Here is a 16311-nt window from a genome sequence, read left to right as displayed (position 1 = left end):
ACTGTTGGCCCACCGATTTCGACACACATTTCTCCACACACCCTTATAATGCGCACTTTTTGGCCCAGCTACACCTATTAAATATAAAACCCCTAAAAAAAAAAACGCGGCGCCTTGCGCCCCCGCTTCCGTCTCGGGAGGAGACTTGTACTTTAGGCAGCGGTCTTGGCCTCGATCTGCTTGGCCTTGGCCGAAGACGCCGTAATGGCGATCTTGCGCGGCTTCAGCTCCTCGGGGATGTTGCGCTTGAGGTCGACGAAGAGCAGGCCGTTCTTCAGCGAGGCGCCAACGACCTCGACGTGGTCGGCAAGCTGGAAGCGGCGTTCGAAAGCCCTCGAGGCAATGCCGCGATAGAGCAGCTCAGAGCCTTCGCCGGTGCCCTCGTCCTTGCGCTCACCTTTCACGGTCAGCACGTTGCGATGGGCTTCGATCGAGATTTCCTCGTCCGAGAAGCCGGCAACCGCCATCGAGATGCGGTAGGAATCCTCACCGGTGCGCTCGATGTTGTAGGGCGGATAGGTCTGCGCGCCATCCGGCTGCGCAAGCGAATCGAGCATCGTGAACAGACGGTCGAAGCCGACGGTGGAGCGATAAAGCGGGGAAAAATCAACGTGACGCATGAGGTGTTCTCCTGTTGAGCAACATGGTTTGCGTATGGCCGGTGCGAAACCCTTGAGCGGCGTTTCGGGTGGGCCAGCGGCCCCGACATTGGCGACCGCACCAGACATTTGGGGAGCGCTGGAAAGCATTTCAAGATTTCACCTGGCGGCAAAAACCACGGCGGCAGGCCCCTTGATGAACGGCAGATGAACCGGCACTTCGGCGCGCGTTCAGGCAGCCGGCGCTAAAGTCCATTACAGGATCAAGGACTGGCGGCGCCCATTGCACAACAGGCACCGCAACGAGGCCGACCGGGTGTAACGTCCCTTCCTCCCGGATCGACAGAGGCCGGAAGCACGCTTTCGAGCGGCTTCCGGCCTTCCCTGGCGCAGCCTCCCCTTCACCGGGAATTCCTTGGCTTTTGGCGCATGGGCGTCTATCACCTTAGCGGAGCCGGCCAGCGCAGGCGGGCATGCGAGACGCCGAGCACGAAGCGCCGAATGACGGATCTTTTCACCGAAAACTCCCTTTTTCACGAAATCGAGGGCAATCCGCGGCCGGAAAATGCCACCGGCGGCTTCTTCACCACGCGTGACCGCAAGAATATCCGCTACGGCCTGTTCGGCGCAGTCGCTCGCCCGATGAAGGGCACCGTGGTCCTGCTCACCGGCCGCAACGAGTGCATCGAGAAATATTTCGAAACCATCCGCAACCTTGCCGATCGCGGCTTTGGCGTCGCCACCCTCGATTGGCGCGGCCAGGGCGATTCCGACCGGCTGATCCGCGATCACCAGCGCGGCTACGTCAGCAGCTTCCGCGACTACACCGCCGACCTCGAACAATTCTTCGAGGAGATCGTGCTGCCCGATTGCCGCGGACCGTACTACATCCTCGCCCATTCGGCAGGTGCCTTGATCACCCTGCTTGCCGCCCCGTCGATGGTGAACCGCATCCGGCGCATGGTGCTGATCGCGCCCTTCCTGACGCTGCCCGACCTGCCGGTCTCGATCTCGACGGTTCGCCGCGTCTGCTCGTTGTTCTGCGTTCTCGGCCTCGGCCGGCTCTATGCCGCCTGGGGTCCGCGGCCGAAGGTGACGGCCCCTTTCGAGACCAACAAGCTGACGTCTGACCCGGTACGCTATCGACGCAACACGCGGCTCTATGAAGAACATCCGCAACTGGCGCTTGGGGGTCCGACGATCCGCTGGCTGCGGGCAGCCGCGAAAGCCTCCGAAGCTGTCAGCGACCCCGACTTCATGGCAGGAATTCAGGTCCCCCTGCTGATAATCGCCGCCGGCGCCGACCAGGTCGTCTCGACCAGGGCCGTGGAAACCTACGCCAGGCGTCTGCGGCTCGGTTCGCTGCTGATGATCGATGGCTCCCGCCACGAAATCCTGCAGGAAGCCGACATTTATCGCGAGCAATTGCTCGCCGCTTTCGACGCCTTCATTCCCGGGAGCGACGACCCCACAGCCTGACAGGCGCCGGTCGCTGGCCCGCTCCCCAAGGGGTGCGCCGGCAGTAAAACGACTGCTTCAAGCGGTCGGCATCACCTGAATGGCAGCGGACGCTCGTTTAGCCGCGCAAGGCGGCCATGGCGGCGGCATGAAGCTCCGGCGTCGCCGCGGCGAGCACATCGCCGCCCTGTTCCGCCGGCCCGCCATCGAATGTGGTGACGACGCCGCCTGCCTTTTCGATAATCGGGATCAGCGCCACGATGTCGTAGGGCTTCAATCCGGGATCGGCGACGATGTCGACGCTTCCTGAGGCGATCATGGCGAAGGCATAGCAATCGGCGCCATAGCGGGCGAGCTGGATCTGTCTTTCGAATGCATCGTAACGGTTGCGCGCCTCGCCCTTGAACAGGGCCGGCGTGGTGGTGAACAGCGTCGCTTGGTCCAACTTCGTCGTCTTGCGGGTCGTCAGTTTTCGCGGCCCGCCTGGCCCCTCATAATGGGAGCCCGAGCCGTTGGCGTAGAAAAGCTCGCCGGTGAAGGGTTGCGCCATCATGCCGGCAACGGCGTCGCCGTCGATCGTCAGCCCGACCAGTGTGCCCCACACCGGCAGGCCGGAAATGAACGCGCGCGTGCCGTCGATCGGGTCGATCACCCAGACATGCCGGCTCGAAATGTTCTCGCTGCCATGCTCTTCACCAAGAATGCCATGGTCGGGATACTCAGCAGAGATCAGCGCCCGGATGGCGCGCTCGGCCTCGCGATCGGCCTCGGTGACCGGATCGAAACTGCCCTGTTCCTTGTTGGCGACCGCACCTTGGCTGCGAAAGCGCGGCAAGGTCTCCGCCGCTGCCACCTGCGCGATGCGGCGCATGAAACCGACACTGATGTCCAACTGATTCTCCCGCACTGCAGCATGTCCGAGCCGTGCTCTGCCGCCAATTTCGTACCAAAACAAGAGTGTTCGACGACTTTTCCGCGACGGCATCTGTTGCCCGGATGTCACACAAGCGTCGTCGAAACGCAATTTCCACATCAGAGTGAATTAAAAAAGCCTCAAGGTCGCTTGACATTTGTGCAGCGCACAATACCCTTGATCTCGGACAGGTTTCCTGTCCATGCCCTCCTTGGGCGTTTCCTCCCTAGACTTCGACCGTATCGTGCAAACGATGCGGTCTTTTTTTACGCCGCGATTTCACTCTGCGGCCAGCGGCCGGTCGCTCACTCGGCGGCTAGCGGCAGGTCGATGAAATGATGGTCGGGCATCGACATCAGGTCGGCTGAGAACCGCGTCAGATCATCGGCCAGCGCATCGAAGCCGGCGGCCTTCTCGAATGTCCGCTCGTTCATGTAGAGCCCGCGATTGACCTCGATCTGCAGCGCATGCAGATGGCGCGCCGGGCGGCCGTAATGCTCGGTGATGAAGCCGCCGGCATAGGGCTTGTTGTGGGCAACCGAATAGCCCATGGCGCTGAGCAGGCCGATCGCGGTCTCGGTCAGGGCGGCGGTTGCCGAGATGCCGAAGCGGTCGCCGATGATGAAGTCGGGCCGCAGACCGCTGTCGCCGACACGGATGCTCGCCGGCATCGAATGACAGTCGATCAGCACGGCAAAACCGAACCGCGCATGGGTCCTGGTCAAAAGCCGCTTCAGTGTCTCGTGATAGGGCTTGTAGACGGCCTCGATGCGGGCAACGGCTTCGGCCAGAGGCAGGCGACCGGAATAGATGTCGAGCCCCTCGCCCACCAGCTTCGGCACCGTGCCAAGCCCGCCGGCCACCCGCGCCGAGCGGATGTTGCAGAAAGACGGCACTGGCTCGGCGAACATGCGCGGATCGAGTTCCCACGGCTCGCGATTGACGTCGAGATAGGCGCGCGGAAAATTCGCTGCCAGCAACGGCGCGCCTAGCGCCACGGCGCCGCCGAACAGCTCATCGACGTAACAGTCTTCCGACCGGCGGATGGCATTGCGGTCCAGCCTTGCCATGGCCAGGAAGCGTTCGGGATAGTAGCGGCCGCTATGCGGCGAGTTGAAGAGGAAGGGGACGCGCTGCTCGGCGCCCGACCGGATTTCGAAGGGTGGAAAGACCGAAAAATCCTCGGCTGCCGTCTTCAATTTGAGCGAACCCGAAAACACCAGTGCATCATGATGTGAAAGTGTCACCTTGCAGGCCGCGTGTCCAGCATTTCAGCGGCAGCACGCGCCCTGGCAAATATGGATCATCGCCGTCCGCGTTCACTTGATGTTTACCCTCACCTCCTCATATACAGGATGGTTAACGGGCTTGCCCAACGGCAATCTCGGGCGGGTGATTCGGACGGGATATCATGGCACGCATTCTTCTGGCGGAAGACGACGACGATATGCGTCGGTTCCTCGTCAAGGCGCTGGAGCGCGCCGGTTACCAGGTCAGCGATTTCGACAATGGCGCCAGCGCCTATGAGCGGCTGCGCGAGGAACCGTTCTCGCTGCTGTTGACCGACATCGTCATGCCGGAGATGGACGGCATCGAACTGGCGCGGCGCGCCACCGAGATCGATCCTGATTTGAAAGTCATGTTCATCACCGGTTTCGCCGCCGTTGCGCTGAACCCGGATTCCAAGGCGCCGAAAGACGCCAAGGTGCTGTCGAAGCCCTTCCACCTGCGTGACCTCGTCAACGAGGTCGAGAAGATGCTGCAGGCGGCCTGAGCCGTTTTCAAGCGAGGCGCCGCACCTCTTCGCCACTGCGGCGAGACGACGCCTTCTTTCCTTTTTCCTGCTATTGACGCGCTGGATCAAAAATGGTGTATGCGCGGCTTCGGATGGGCGTGTAGCTCAGCGGGAGAGCACTGCATTGACATTGCAGGGGTCACAGGTTCAATCCCTGTCACGCCCACCATCCAACCAGACGATCAGACTTGAATCGGCATCCTGGCCCGCTCGCCCGAGCTGGACAATTTTCGTTCGCCCAAGGGAAGCTGGACACTGGCGAGTTTTCGAGCGCAACGCGCCCGTCCCGGCGTTTGACCGGAACGGGCCGCACTCGATCAGATCATTGCGGCGCTGGATCAGGCGTATTTCCCGGCCTGTCGCCGCCGCCCTTGCCTTCGCGACAAGGCTCTCCGAGACCGCAGCATTTGCCGTTGTAGGTGACGCCAGGCTTCAGCTTGTCGCATTCCCTGGGAGCGGTTGTCTTGCAGCCGGCCAGCACCGAAACGGCGATGGCGGCCAAAAGGACGTTTCTTGAAACAGTAAACATCAGACGTTCTCCTTGATGGACCATGTTTGGACACATCGCTTGGTCGCGCCTCGAGAGAAATTGGTTCACAAGAAAATTGGTGACGCGAAAACCACCCTCGCGGTCGTTCGACAGCGGAAACACCTGGGCAGGCGCAGCAATCGCGTGGCGACGCGTCCTCTTCGACCGGTCAGCCTTTCCGCGCTTCAGATGCCCGCGACGGTGCAAAGGCTCTTCATTCTGGCTACCGCCAGATCGGGATCAGCGAGCAATCCTGCCTGGTCGGCAAGGCGGAACACGTCGGCATAGTGACGGATGCCGCGCGCCGACTGCATACCGCCAATCATCGCAAAATGGTCCTGATGGCCATTCAGCCAGGCCATGAAGACGATGCCGGCCTTGTAGTACTCGGTCGGCGCCTCGAAGATTTTTCGCGATAGCGGCACGGTCGGCGCCATCAATGTGTCATAGCCGGCGCGGTCACCCTCCGCCAGTTTCGCCAGCGCTGCATTGGCGACCGGCGCAATCGCATCGAAAATACCGAGCAGTGCGTGCGAGTGTCTTTTCTCGTCGCCGGCGATCAGTTCGGGATAGTTGAAATCGTCGCCAGTGAACATGACGACGCCGTCCGGCAGACGGTTCCTCAGCGCGACCTCCTTGCCGGCATCGAGCAGTGAGATTTTTATCCCCTCCACCTTGCCAACGTGGCGTTCGATGATGGCAACAACTGTATCGAGAGCAGTCTCGAAATTCTCGCTGCCCCAATAGCCCCTGAGCGCCGGATCGAACATGTCGCCCAGCCAGTGCAGGATGACCTTGCCGGATGCTTGGGACAGGATGCGGTCGTAGACGCCGACATAGTCGTCCGGCCCCTTGGCCACTGCCGCCAGTGCCCGGCTGGCCATCATGATCGCCTTGCCGCCCAAGCCTTCGATGAAAGCGAATTGCTGCTCATAAGCGGCGATCACATCGTCCAGCGTCCTGGCGGCGGCGGGCGCCAGATGGTCGGTGCCGGCACCCGAGGCGAGATCGGCGCCATCGACGGTGCGTGCCTCGGCGATCGAACGGCGGATCAATTCCTGTGCGTTTGCCCAGTCGAAGCCCATGCCGCGCTGCGACGTGTCCATCGCTTCGGCGATGCGGAAGCCTAGCCGCCACAGATGGTGACGGAACGCCATCGTCCTGTCCCAGTCGACCACCGGCCTGGACCACGGATCGGTCATGGCGAGCGGATCGGCAACGACGTGCGCGGCGGCATAGGCTATGCGCGAAAACCGCGTGCCGATCACCGGCTGCACCGGCTGGCCGACAAGCGCATAGCGGGTGCTGCGGCCATCCTCACCAGGTAAGGAAATGTCCATCGATCTCTCCCTTTGCAACGCTACTAGATGGAACGTTCCAATAAATCAAGAACCTTTAAGATTCGGGCTCCACGGCAGGAAAAATGCTGCACTGCAACACAAAGCCTTATGAAGCAAGCCATTTGAGTACGCACAATCGGCATTCGAGGCGTGGGGAAAATCCCGATTGACTCACGAACGGGGCAGAGATTAGAACGTTCCAATACTTTAAGCCCTGAAGTCGAGGAGGATGCATCTGGATGGCCAACCGGGCCAAGGCGACGATATTCGACATCGCCCGCGAAGCAGGCGTGTCCAAATCGACGGTATCGCTCGTGCTCCAGGGCAGCGGACTGATCCGGCCCGAAACAGCGAGCAAGGTGCGCAAGGCGATCGAGGATGTCGGTTACGTCTACAACCGCGGCGCCGCCAATCTGCGCAAGGCGCACTCCAACGTCATCGGCATGGTCATCAACGATCTGACCAATCCTTTCTTCGCCGAACTGGCGGTCGGCATGGAACGCGTCTTTCAGTCGGCCGGCATCGTGCCGTTCATCGCCAACACGGCGGAAAATCCGGTGCGCCAGGAAGAAGTGCTGAAGTCGCTGATGGAGCAAGGCGTCGCCGGTCTCATCGTCTCGCCGGCTCGCGGCACGACGCCGGGCGCCTTCAGGCGGATCGAGACGGCGGGTCTGCCGGTTGTCTTCGCCATGCGCCGGCTTCCCGAGAGCCGCATCCCGGTCATCGCGCCCGACAATCATCGCGGCGCCTATCTCGCCACCGCGCATCTGATCGGCAAGGGACATCGCCGGCTGGTCTTCTTCGGCGGCTCGTCCGACCTGGTGGTCTATCACGAGCGGCTTGGCGGATTTCGCGAAGCCTGCGAGACGCAGGGCATCGCCGCCCGCGACGCACTTGTCGTCGAGGGCGAGACCAGCCGCAGAGGTGGTATAGCGTGCCTGGAAACCGCTCTCGCTATGGCTGAGCCGCCGACCGCGGCGCTCTGCTTCAACGACGCTGTCGCCTTTGGCGCCATGCTGGCGCTGCGCAAGCGTAGGCTTGAGCCGGGAACTGATTTCGCCATCGTCGGTTTCGACGACGTGGCCGAGGCCGAGCATTACATGCCGGCGCTGACCAGCGTCGCGGTGGACTCGGCCGGCCTCGGCGAACGCGCCGCCCATGTCATGCTGAAAATGATCCAGTCGCGCACCACGCGGGCCGAGGACCATATCGGCGCGGTCAATCTGGTCGTCAGGGAAAGCTGTGGCCCGGATCGCCGCACCCGAAACAGGACGGCCGGTTCGGGGAGCATGAATTGAGCAAGGTCGTTTCGGCGGCGCAGGCGGCGGGCCTGATCAGGGACGGCATGGTCGTATCCGTGTCGTCGTCGAGCGGTCTCGGCTGTCCGGACGCGGTGCTTGCCGCGATCGGCGAACGCTTCGGTGGGGAAGGCCACCCAAAGAATATCACCACACTTCACCCGATCGCCGCCGGCGACATGTACGGCATCAAAGGCATCGACCATCTGGCCAAGCCCGGCCTGCTGAAGCGTACTTTGTGCGGCTCCTACCCGTCCGGCCCCTCCTCTTCCGAACCGCCGCAGATCTGGAAGATGATCGGCGACAATTCGGTCGCCGCCTACAACGTGCCGTCCGGCATCCTGTTCGACATGCACCGCGAAGCGGCCGCCAAGCGGCCGGGCGTGCTGACCAAGGTCGGTCTCGACACCTTCGCCGACCCGCGCCACCAGGGCTGCGCCATGAACGCCGCCGCCAGCGAGCCGATCGTTTCGGTGCAGCAGTTCGACGGCGAGGAATGGCTCTATTTCCGCTCCATCGTGCCGCAGGTCTCGATCATCCGCGCCACGTCAGCCGACGAGCGCGGCAACCTCACCTATGAGCATGAGGGTGCCTATCTCGGCGGCCTCGAACAGGCACTCGCCGCCCGCAACAATGGCGGCATCGTTATCGCGCAGGTCAAGCGCGTCGTCGAAAACGGCACGCTGAAACCGCATGATGTGCGCGTGCCAGGCGTCCTGGTCGACCACATCGTCGTCGCGCCCGACCAGTTGCAGACGACGCTGACACCCTATGACCCGGCCATCTCCGGAGAAATTTTCCGGCCGCTGTCGAGCTTCCGCACGCCGGAGATGAACGTCCAGAAAGTGATCGCGCGCCGCGTCGCCATGGAGTTGCGCGACGGCATGGCCGTCAACATCGGCTTCGGCATTTCCGCCAATGTCCCGCGCATCCTTCTCGAGGAAGGACAGCACGGCAAGATTACCTGGGTGATCGAACAGGGCGCGGTCGGCGGCGTGCCGCTGCTCGACTTCAAATTCGGCTGTTCCTCGAATGCCGACGCCTTCATGCCCTCGCCGCACCAATTCATCTATTTCCAGGCGGGCGGCTTCGACGCCTCGCTATTGTCCTTCCTGCAGATCGACCGCCATGGCTCGGTCAATGTCTCGAAGCTTTCGGCGCGCCCGCATGTCACGGCTGGCGCCGGCGGCTTTGTCGACATCACCGCGCGGGCGAAGAAGATCGTCTTCTCCGGCTTCTTCAACGCCGGGGCAAAACTCTCATTGGCCGATGGCGGCATCCGCATCGATCAGGAGGGCAAGGTCAAGAAGGTGGTCAACGAAGTCGAGCACATCTCGTTTTCGGGCAAGCGGGCGATCGCGCAGGGACAGGACATCACCTATGTCACCGAACGCTGCGTGATGAGGCTGACGCCGGAGGGCCTGGTCGTCACAGAACTCGCACCCGGCATCGATCTGCAGCGCGATGTGCTGGCGCAGTCGGAAATTCCGTTGGGCATTGCCAAGGACCTCAAGACGACACCGGCAGCCCTCTATCAGGAGCAACCGATAGGCCTGTCGCTGAATGGCGGCGCCTCGCTTGGAGGCGCGCATGGCTGAGCACCTCGTCACCTTTGAAACCGGCGGCGCCATCGGCGTCGTCACGCTGCGCCGGCCGGAGAAATTCAACGCGCTCGACATCCCGATGCTGCGCGCGCTGGAGACCGCGCTCGACGCGGCCGAGGGTGCGGAAGGCGTTCGTGTCGTGCTGCTGCGCGGCGAAGGCAAGGGCTTTTGCGCCGGCGGCGATGTCGAGGCCTGGGCGCAGATGAGTGCCGCCGATTTCCAGGTGCAATGGGTGCGCTACGGCCACCGCGTCTTCGACCGGTTGGCGCGGCTCAGGCAGCCGACCATCGCCGTTCTGTCCGGCCATGCGCTGGGCGGCGGCCTGGAACTGGCCGTGGCTTGTGATTTCCGCGTCGCGGAAACACAGGTGAAATTGGGCTTCCCCGAAACCTCGATCGGCGTCGTCCCCGGCTGGTCCGGCACGCAGCGTGCCGTGCGCCGCTTCGGCGCGCAGACAGTGCGGCGCATGGCGCTGGGCGGCGAGATCTTTCTCGCCCCTGAAGCACTTGCCTTGGGCATCGTCGACCAGGTGGTCGAAACCGGCAAGGCACACGACGAAGCCAAGGTCTGGGCCGAAAAGATCACCGAGCGAGGACCGCTGGCGATGGAGGCAGCCAAGTTGATGATCGCCGTCGCCGAAGGCGAGGAAAGTGCCGCCGCCACGGAAGCGCTGGCCAGCGGCTTCATCGCCATGACCGGCGACCTCAAGGCCGGCGTCGGCGCCTTCAAAGCCAAGCAAAAGCCGGCCTTTTCGAGATCCTAGAGGAACTCACATGAACGCACCCCTCAAGATTTCCATGCCGGCCGAGGCGTCCGCGGCGCCGAAAGCGTACAGACTGCTGATCGGCGGCAAGCATGTCGATGCCCGCGACGGCCGCACGATTGCTCGAAATAGCCCCGGCCACGGCTTCACCGTCTCGCACTACGCACAGGCCGGCGAGGCCGAAGTGGAAGCCGCTGTTCAGGCCGCCCACAAGGCGTTCGAGACCGGTCCATGGCCGCGCATGAAGGCAGCCGAGCGTGCCGCGATCCTGCTCAAGGCGGCTGACCTGATCGAGGGCCGGCTGGAAGACATCGCCCGGCTCGATGCACTGGAATCCGGCAAGCCGATCGCCCAGGCGCGCGGTGAGATTGGCGGCGCCGTCGATATCTGGCGCTACGCCGCCTCGCTCGCCCGCACGCTGCACGGCGAGAGCTACGCCAATCTCGGCGACGACATGCTGGGCGTCGTGCTGCGCGAGCCGATCGGCGTCGTCTCGATCATCACGCCGTGGAATTTCCCGTTCCTGATCGTCAGCCAGAAACTGCCTTTCGCGCTCGCCGCCGGCTGCACGGCGGTGGTCAAGCCGAGCGAAATGACCTCGGCCTCGACCTTTGTGCTCGGCGATATCCTGCTGCAGGCCGGCCTCCCCCCCGGCGTCGTCAACATCCTGGCCGGGCTTGGCGCCGACGTCGGCGCGCCGATGGTCAGCCATCCCCTGGTCGAGATGGTCTCGTTCACCGGCTCGACCCGCGTCGGCAAGATGACCATGGCGTCCGCCGCGCTATCGCTGAAGAAAGTTTCGATGGAGCTCGGCGGCAAGAACGGTCAGGTCGTCTTCCCGGACGCCGACCTCGAAGCGGCCGCCGATGCGGCGGTGTTCGGCGGCTTCTTCAATGCCGGCGAGTGCTGCAATGCCGGCAGCCGGCTGATCGTGCACGAGGCGATCGCCGACGATTTTCTCAGCGCCGTCAAGGCGCTTACCGCCAGGGTTACGGTCGGCGATCCGCTCGATGACCAAACCAAGGTGGGCGCGATGATCTCGTCCGACCATCTGAAGAAGGTGGCCGGCTATGTTTCTGCCGCTGAAGGCGACGGCAGCCAGGTTTACAGCGGAGGCAAGCAATTGGCCTCCAATGTCGGCCAATATCTCGATCCCACCATCATTCGCGGCGTCACCGAGGATATGGCCATCGCCCGCGAAGAAGTGTTCGGCCCGGTGCTCTCGGTGCTGACATTTGAATCGATTGAAAAGGCGTTGCACATCGCCAACGACACGCCTTATGGTTTGTCGGCGGGCGTGTGGAGCGCCAGCATCGACACCTGCATGTCGGTGGCGCGTGGGGTGCGTTCGGGAACCGTTTGGGTGAACACGTTCATGGAAGGTTATCCCGAGCTGCCTTTCGGAGGCTACAAGCAGTCCGGTCTCGGACGCGAACTCGGCAAACGCGCCGTCGAGGATTATACCGAGGAAAAGACAATCCAGTTTCATCGCGGCCAGCGCACCGGGTGGTGGGTCGGCTGAGTTGAGAAGAACCCGGCGGCATCCGCCGGTCGTGTAATGCAACAAGGGAGGAAGTACATGTTGCGCAAACTGCTTATCGGAACGGCTCTCGCGTCGGGCCTGGCTTTCACAGCCCACGCCGAGGACGTCAAGGAAGTCCAGATGCTGCATTGGTGGACGTCGGGTGGCGAAGCGGCTGCTCTCAACGTCCTTAAGGGCGATCTGGCCAAGGAAGGCTATGCCTGGAAGGACGTGCCGGTGGCCGGCGGTGGCGGCGATGCCGCCATGACCGCGCTTAAGGCGATGGTCGCGGCCGGCAATTATCCGACCGCCTCGCAGATGCTCGGCTACACCGTGCTCGACTACGCCGCTGCCGGCGTCATGGGCGACCTGACCGAAACGGCGAAGAAGGAAGGCTGGGACAAGTCCGTTCCGGCAGCCCTGCAGAAGTTTTCGGTCTATGACGGCAAGTGGGTCGCGGCTCCGGTCAACGTTCACTCGGTCAACTGGCTGTGGATCAACAAGGCCGTCCTGGACAAGATCGGCGGCACCGAGCCGAAGACCTTCGACGACTTCGTTGCCCTGCTCGACAAGGCCAAGGCGGCAGGGGTGATCCCGCTCGCTCTCGGCGGCCAGAACTGGCAGGAAGCCACCATGTTCGACTCCGTCGTGCTGTCGACCGGCGGACCCGAGTTCTACAAGAAGGCCTTCAACGACCTCGATGACGAGTCCCTGAAGTCCGACACGATGAAGAAGTCGTTCGACAATTTGGCCAAGCTCGTCACCTATGTCGACCCCAACTTCTCGGGCCGCGACTGGAACCTTGCCACCGCCATGGTCATCAAGGGCGATGCTCTGGTGCAGGTCATGGGCGATTGGGCCAAGGGCGAGTTCAACGCCGCCAAGAAAACGCCGGGCACCGACTTCCTGTGCTATCGCTTCCCGGGCACCGACGGCTCGGTGATCTACAACTCCGACATGTTCGGCATGTTCAACGTTCCGGACGACCGCAAGGCCGCCCAGGTCGCGCTGGCCACCGCCACCCTGTCGAAGAGCTTCCAGTCGGCCTTCAACGTCGTCAAGGGTTCGGTTCCGGCCCGTACCGACGTTCCGGACACCGACTTCGACGCGTGCGGCAAGAAGGGCATCGCCGACCTGAAGGCAGCCAACGAAGGCGGCACGCTGTTCGGCTCGCTCGCCCAGGGCTATGGCGCGCCCCCGGCGGTCGCCAATGCCTATAAGGACGTCGTCTCCAAGTTCGTCCATGGTCAGATCAAGACCTCGGACGAGGCCGTGACCGAACTGGTCAAGGCGATCGACGACGCCAAGTAAGCGCCACGCGCCAAAAAACGCCTTCCCCGCTCCGGCGGGGAAGGCCCAGATCCGCGAACTTAGATCCGCGAAGCTGGTTGGCCGCGAGTCGACGGGAGGAGCCCCATGAGCACGGTAGCGACAAGCCAGATCAAGCTGACGCCGGAGCATGCGCGGCCACGCGCCTCGGTGCGCTCACGCCTGCAGGACGCATTGCCGAAGATTGTGCTGGCGCCCAGCTTTGCCATCACCATCGTCTTCGTCTACGGCTTCATCCTGTGGACGATCTATTTGTCCTTCACCAATTCCAAGACCTTTCCGTCCTATGTCATCACCGGCTCGCGCGCCTATCAGCGACTGTGGGGCTGGACCTTCGACACCGACCCGCCCTCGAGCTGGTACACGTCGATCACCAATATGGGCATCTTCGGCTTTCTCTACATCTTCATCTGCCTGGCGCTCGGCCTGTTCCTGGCCATCCTGCTCGACCAGAAGATCCGCGGCGAAGGCGTGCTGAGGCCGATCTATCTCTACCCGATGGCGCTGTCCTTCATCGTCACCGGCGTCGCCTGGAAATGGTTCCTCGATCCCGGCCTCGGCCTCGAGCAGACCTTGCATCAATGGGGCTGGACGAGCTTCCATTTCGACTGGATCAAGAACAAGGATTTCGTCATCTACACCGTGGTCATTGCCGGCGTCTGGCAGGCCTCCGGCTTCATCATGGCGATGTTCCTGGCCGGCCTGCGCGGCATCGACGGCGAGATCATGAAGGCGGCGCAGATCGACGGCGCCACCACCTTCCAGCTCTACCGCCGCATCGTCATCCCGCTGCTGCGGCCGATCTTCCTGTCGGCCTTCATCGTGCTCGCGCACCTCGCCATCAAGTCCTACGATCTGGTCGTGGCGCTGACCAGCGGCGGCCCCGGCGGCTCGGCCTGGCTGCCATCCAACTTCATGTATGAGTACACGTTCAAGCGCAACGAAATGGCCGTCGGCTCGGCCAGCGCCGTGATCATGCTGATGACCATCGTCGCAATCATCGTGCCGTATCTCTATTCGGAACTGCGGGAGAAGCCGCGATGAGCGCCGTCACCACTCCCGCCCGCCAGGCCTCCGGCGGCGTCAACGTCAAGGTTATCAACCGCATCGTCATCTACGGGCTGCTGGCGCTGTTTGCGCTATTTTATCTGATGCCGCTGTTCGTCATGCTGGTGACCTCGTTCAAGACCATGGACGAGATCCAGAACGGCAACATGCTGGCGCTGCCCAGGGCGCCGACCTTCGATCCGTGGCTGAAGGCCTGGGGCGAGACCTGCGTCGGCCTCACCTGCGCCGGCATCAAGGGCTATTTCTGGAACTCCATCAAGATGGTCGTCCCGGCCGTCCTGATCTCGACGATGCTCGGCGCGCTCAACGGCTACGTGCTGACCAAATGGCGTTTTCGCGGGGCAACGCTGGTGTTCGGGCTGATGCTGTTCGCCTGCTTCATCCCGTTCCAGTCGGTGCTGCTGCCGATGGCGACCATCCTCGGCAGCCTCGGCCGCTTCGGCGTCACGCTGCAGAATGCAACGGGAACCAGCTTTGGCCTCGGCAACCCGACGGTCAACCTCGTCTTCGTCCACGTCGTCTACGGCATCGGCTTCACCACGCTGTTCTTCCGCAACTACTATGAGGCGTTCCCGACCGAACTGGTCAAGGCGGCACAGGTCGACGGCGCCTCCTTCTTCCAGATCTTCCGGCGCATCATGCTGCCGAATTCAATGCCGATCTTCGTCGTCACGGTGATCTACCAGTTCACCAACATCTGGAACGACTTCCTGTTCGCCTCGGCTTACGCCGGCACCGGCGACGCGATGCCGATGACGGTGGCGCTCAACAACGTCGTCAACACCTCGACCGGCGTCGTCGAATACAACGTCAACATGGCCGCCGCGATGATCGCGGCACTGCCCACCCTTCTCGTCTATGTGCTCGCCGGCCGCTACTTCGTGCGTGGTCTCATGGCTGGCGCCGTCAAAGGATGATCTGATGGCTTTTCTGGAAATTGATGGTCTGAGAAAGCGCTTCGGCCAGGTCGAGATCCTCAAAGGGATCGATGTCGAACTCGAGAAAGGCGGCTTCCTGGTGCTGGTCGGCCCTTCCGGCTGCGGCAAGTCGACCTTGCTCAACACCATCGCCGGCCTGGAGACGATCACGTCTGGCGAAATCCGTGTCGACGGCCGCACCATCAACGATCTGCACCCCTCCAAGCGCGACATCGCCATGGTGTTCCAGAGCTATGCGCTCTACCCGAACATGACGGTGGCCGGAAACATCTCGTTCGGCATGGAGATGCGCGGCGTGCCGGCGGCGGAGCGCCAGAAGGCCATCGACAAGGTGGCCAAGGTGCTGCAGATCGGCCACCTCTTGCAGCGCAAGCCGAGCCAGCTTTCGGGCGGCCAGCGCCAGCGCGTCGCCATGGGCCGGGCGCTGGTGCGCGACCCAAAACTGTTCCTTTTCGACGAGCCATTGTCCAACCTCGACGCCAAGCTGCGCGTCGACATGCGCATCGAAATCAAGCGCCTGCACGCCACCACCGGCACCACCATCGTCTACGTCACGCACGACCAGATCGAGGCGATGACGCTGGCCACCAAGATCGCGGTCATGCGGGATGGCGAGGTGCAGCAGTTCGGCACCCCGGCCGAGATCTACAACAACCCGAGCAATCTCTTCGTCGCCGATTTCATGGGCTCGCCGGCGATGAACCTGATCCCGGCGACCATCGGCACGTCAGGCAATGCGCTGTCGGTCGTGCTGCAGCGCGAGGCGCGCGAGCCGATCTCGCTGCCGATGGCGAATGCGCCGGCGGGCCTGTCGGCATTCCAGGGCAAGCCGATTATCTTCGGTGTCCGCCCCGAAGCCCTGACCGATCCGGAAGGTGCCGAGCGCAACGCCTCGCACATCGCAACCGCCGACTGTCACATCGAGGTCGTCGAACCGGCCGGCTCGGATACCTTCGCCGTCACCAATCTCGGCGGCAAGGGCGTGGTGGCGCGGCTGCGCGCCGATGCCAACATCCAGCCGGGCACCAACACGCCGCTCGCCTTCAACCTGACCAAGGCGGTGTTCTTCGATCCGGCGACCGAGACCCGTATTCGCTAATGTATGTCGCCCAAAAGTGGATCCGGTTTTGGGGCAACGACATGCATCAAAACAAG

Annotated in this window: 15 protein-coding genes and 1 tRNA gene; 11 read left to right on the top strand and 5 right to left on the bottom strand. The window is 62.9% G+C overall.

What is annotated here, in order from left to right:
- Positions 1-152: 152 nt before the first annotated feature.
- Positions 153-620: an Hsp20 family protein gene (locus NKJ37_RS17365; protein ID WP_013529716.1), complete on the bottom strand. Its 468-nt coding sequence runs from the start codon at positions 618-620 to the stop codon at positions 153-155.
- A gap of 480 nt (positions 621-1100) precedes the next feature.
- Here NKJ37_RS17365 and NKJ37_RS17360 point away from each other — a divergent pair, with 480 nt between their 5' ends.
- On the top strand, positions 1101-2078 hold the full coding sequence (locus NKJ37_RS17360; RefSeq protein ID WP_023810076.1) for an alpha/beta fold hydrolase: 978 nt from the start codon (positions 1101-1103) through the stop codon (positions 2076-2078).
- A gap of 97 nt (positions 2079-2175) precedes the next feature.
- Here the strand turns inward: NKJ37_RS17360 and hisN are convergent, their stop codons facing one another.
- Positions 2176-2949 (bottom strand): histidinol-phosphatase, encoded by a 774-nt coding sequence (hisN, locus tag NKJ37_RS17355; protein ID WP_023810077.1) that lies wholly within the window; start codon positions 2947-2949, stop codon positions 2176-2178.
- 326 nt (positions 2950-3275) lie between these two features.
- Complete coding sequence (locus NKJ37_RS17350; protein ID WP_352760628.1) at positions 3276-4217, bottom strand: N-formylglutamate amidohydrolase; 942 nt, start codon at positions 4215-4217, stop codon at positions 3276-3278.
- Positions 4218-4381: 164 nt separating this feature from the next.
- Between NKJ37_RS17350 and cpdR the strand changes: the two genes are divergently transcribed.
- A complete protein-coding gene (gene cpdR, locus NKJ37_RS17345; protein ID WP_006199474.1) occupies positions 4382-4744 on the top strand; it encodes a cell cycle two-component system response regulator CpdR in 363 nt (120 codons plus the stop codon).
- 115 nt (positions 4745-4859) lie between these two features.
- A tRNA-Val gene (locus NKJ37_RS17340) sits at positions 4860-4934 on the top strand.
- 153 nt (positions 4935-5087) lie between these two features.
- Here NKJ37_RS17340 and NKJ37_RS17335 read toward each other — a convergent pair.
- Together NKJ37_RS17335 and NKJ37_RS17330 are read right to left on the bottom strand one after the other, a co-directional pair.
- The gene (locus tag NKJ37_RS17335) at positions 5088-5294 is read right to left on the bottom strand and encodes a hypothetical protein (protein WP_023810079.1); all 207 of its coding nucleotides are present in this window, start codon (positions 5292-5294) and stop codon (positions 5088-5090) included.
- A gap of 185 nt (positions 5295-5479) precedes the next feature.
- A complete protein-coding gene (locus NKJ37_RS17330) occupies positions 5480-6634 on the bottom strand; it encodes a dihydrodipicolinate synthase family protein (protein ID WP_352774457.1) in 1155 nt (384 codons plus the stop codon).
- Between the two features lie 239 nt (positions 6635-6873).
- On the opposite strand from NKJ37_RS17330, the gene NKJ37_RS17325 reads away from it, so the two are divergent.
- The 8 genes from NKJ37_RS17325 (at position 6874) to NKJ37_RS17290 (ending at position 16255) form a co-directional block, all read left to right on the top strand.
- Positions 6874-7932, top strand: a complete 1059-nt coding sequence (locus NKJ37_RS17325; RefSeq protein WP_023810081.1) for a LacI family DNA-binding transcriptional regulator — start codon at positions 6874-6876, stop codon at positions 7930-7932.
- Complete coding sequence (locus NKJ37_RS17320) at positions 7929-9530, top strand: acyl CoA:acetate/3-ketoacid CoA transferase (RefSeq protein ID WP_352774455.1); 1602 nt, start codon at positions 7929-7931, stop codon at positions 9528-9530. The genes NKJ37_RS17325 and NKJ37_RS17320 overlap by 4 nt, the downstream gene beginning before the upstream one ends.
- Complete coding sequence (locus tag NKJ37_RS17315) at positions 9523-10299, top strand: enoyl-CoA hydratase/isomerase family protein (RefSeq protein WP_352774453.1); 777 nt, start codon at positions 9523-9525, stop codon at positions 10297-10299. Before NKJ37_RS17320 ends, NKJ37_RS17315 begins: the two co-directional genes overlap by 8 nt.
- Positions 10300-10309: 10 nt before the next feature.
- Positions 10310-11821: an aldehyde dehydrogenase family protein gene (locus NKJ37_RS17310; protein ID WP_352774451.1), complete on the top strand. Its 1512-nt coding sequence runs from the start codon at positions 10310-10312 to the stop codon at positions 11819-11821.
- Positions 11822-11878: 57 nt separating this feature from the next.
- Positions 11879-13132 (top strand): ABC transporter substrate-binding protein, encoded by a 1254-nt coding sequence (locus NKJ37_RS17305; RefSeq protein WP_352554237.1) that lies wholly within the window; start codon positions 11879-11881, stop codon positions 13130-13132.
- Between the two features lie 105 nt (positions 13133-13237).
- The gene (locus tag NKJ37_RS17300) at positions 13238-14194 is read left to right on the top strand and encodes a carbohydrate ABC transporter permease (RefSeq protein ID WP_127290550.1); all 957 of its coding nucleotides are present in this window, start codon (positions 13238-13240) and stop codon (positions 14192-14194) included.
- Positions 14191-15135, top strand: a complete 945-nt coding sequence (locus NKJ37_RS17295) for a carbohydrate ABC transporter permease (RefSeq protein WP_023810088.1) — start codon at positions 14191-14193, stop codon at positions 15133-15135. Before NKJ37_RS17300 ends, NKJ37_RS17295 begins: the two co-directional genes overlap by 4 nt.
- 4 nt (positions 15136-15139) lie before the next feature.
- On the top strand, positions 15140-16255 hold the full coding sequence (locus tag NKJ37_RS17290; protein WP_023810089.1) for an ABC transporter ATP-binding protein: 1116 nt from the start codon (positions 15140-15142) through the stop codon (positions 16253-16255).
- Positions 16256-16311 lie beyond the last annotated feature (56 nt).

This window comes from Mesorhizobium sp. M0140 (assembly GCF_040322475.1).
Classification (GTDB): Bacteria; Pseudomonadota; Alphaproteobacteria; order Rhizobiales; family Rhizobiaceae; genus Mesorhizobium.
Note: the sequence above shows the minus strand (reverse complement) of the source record. Positions and strands in the feature narration are given on the sequence as shown.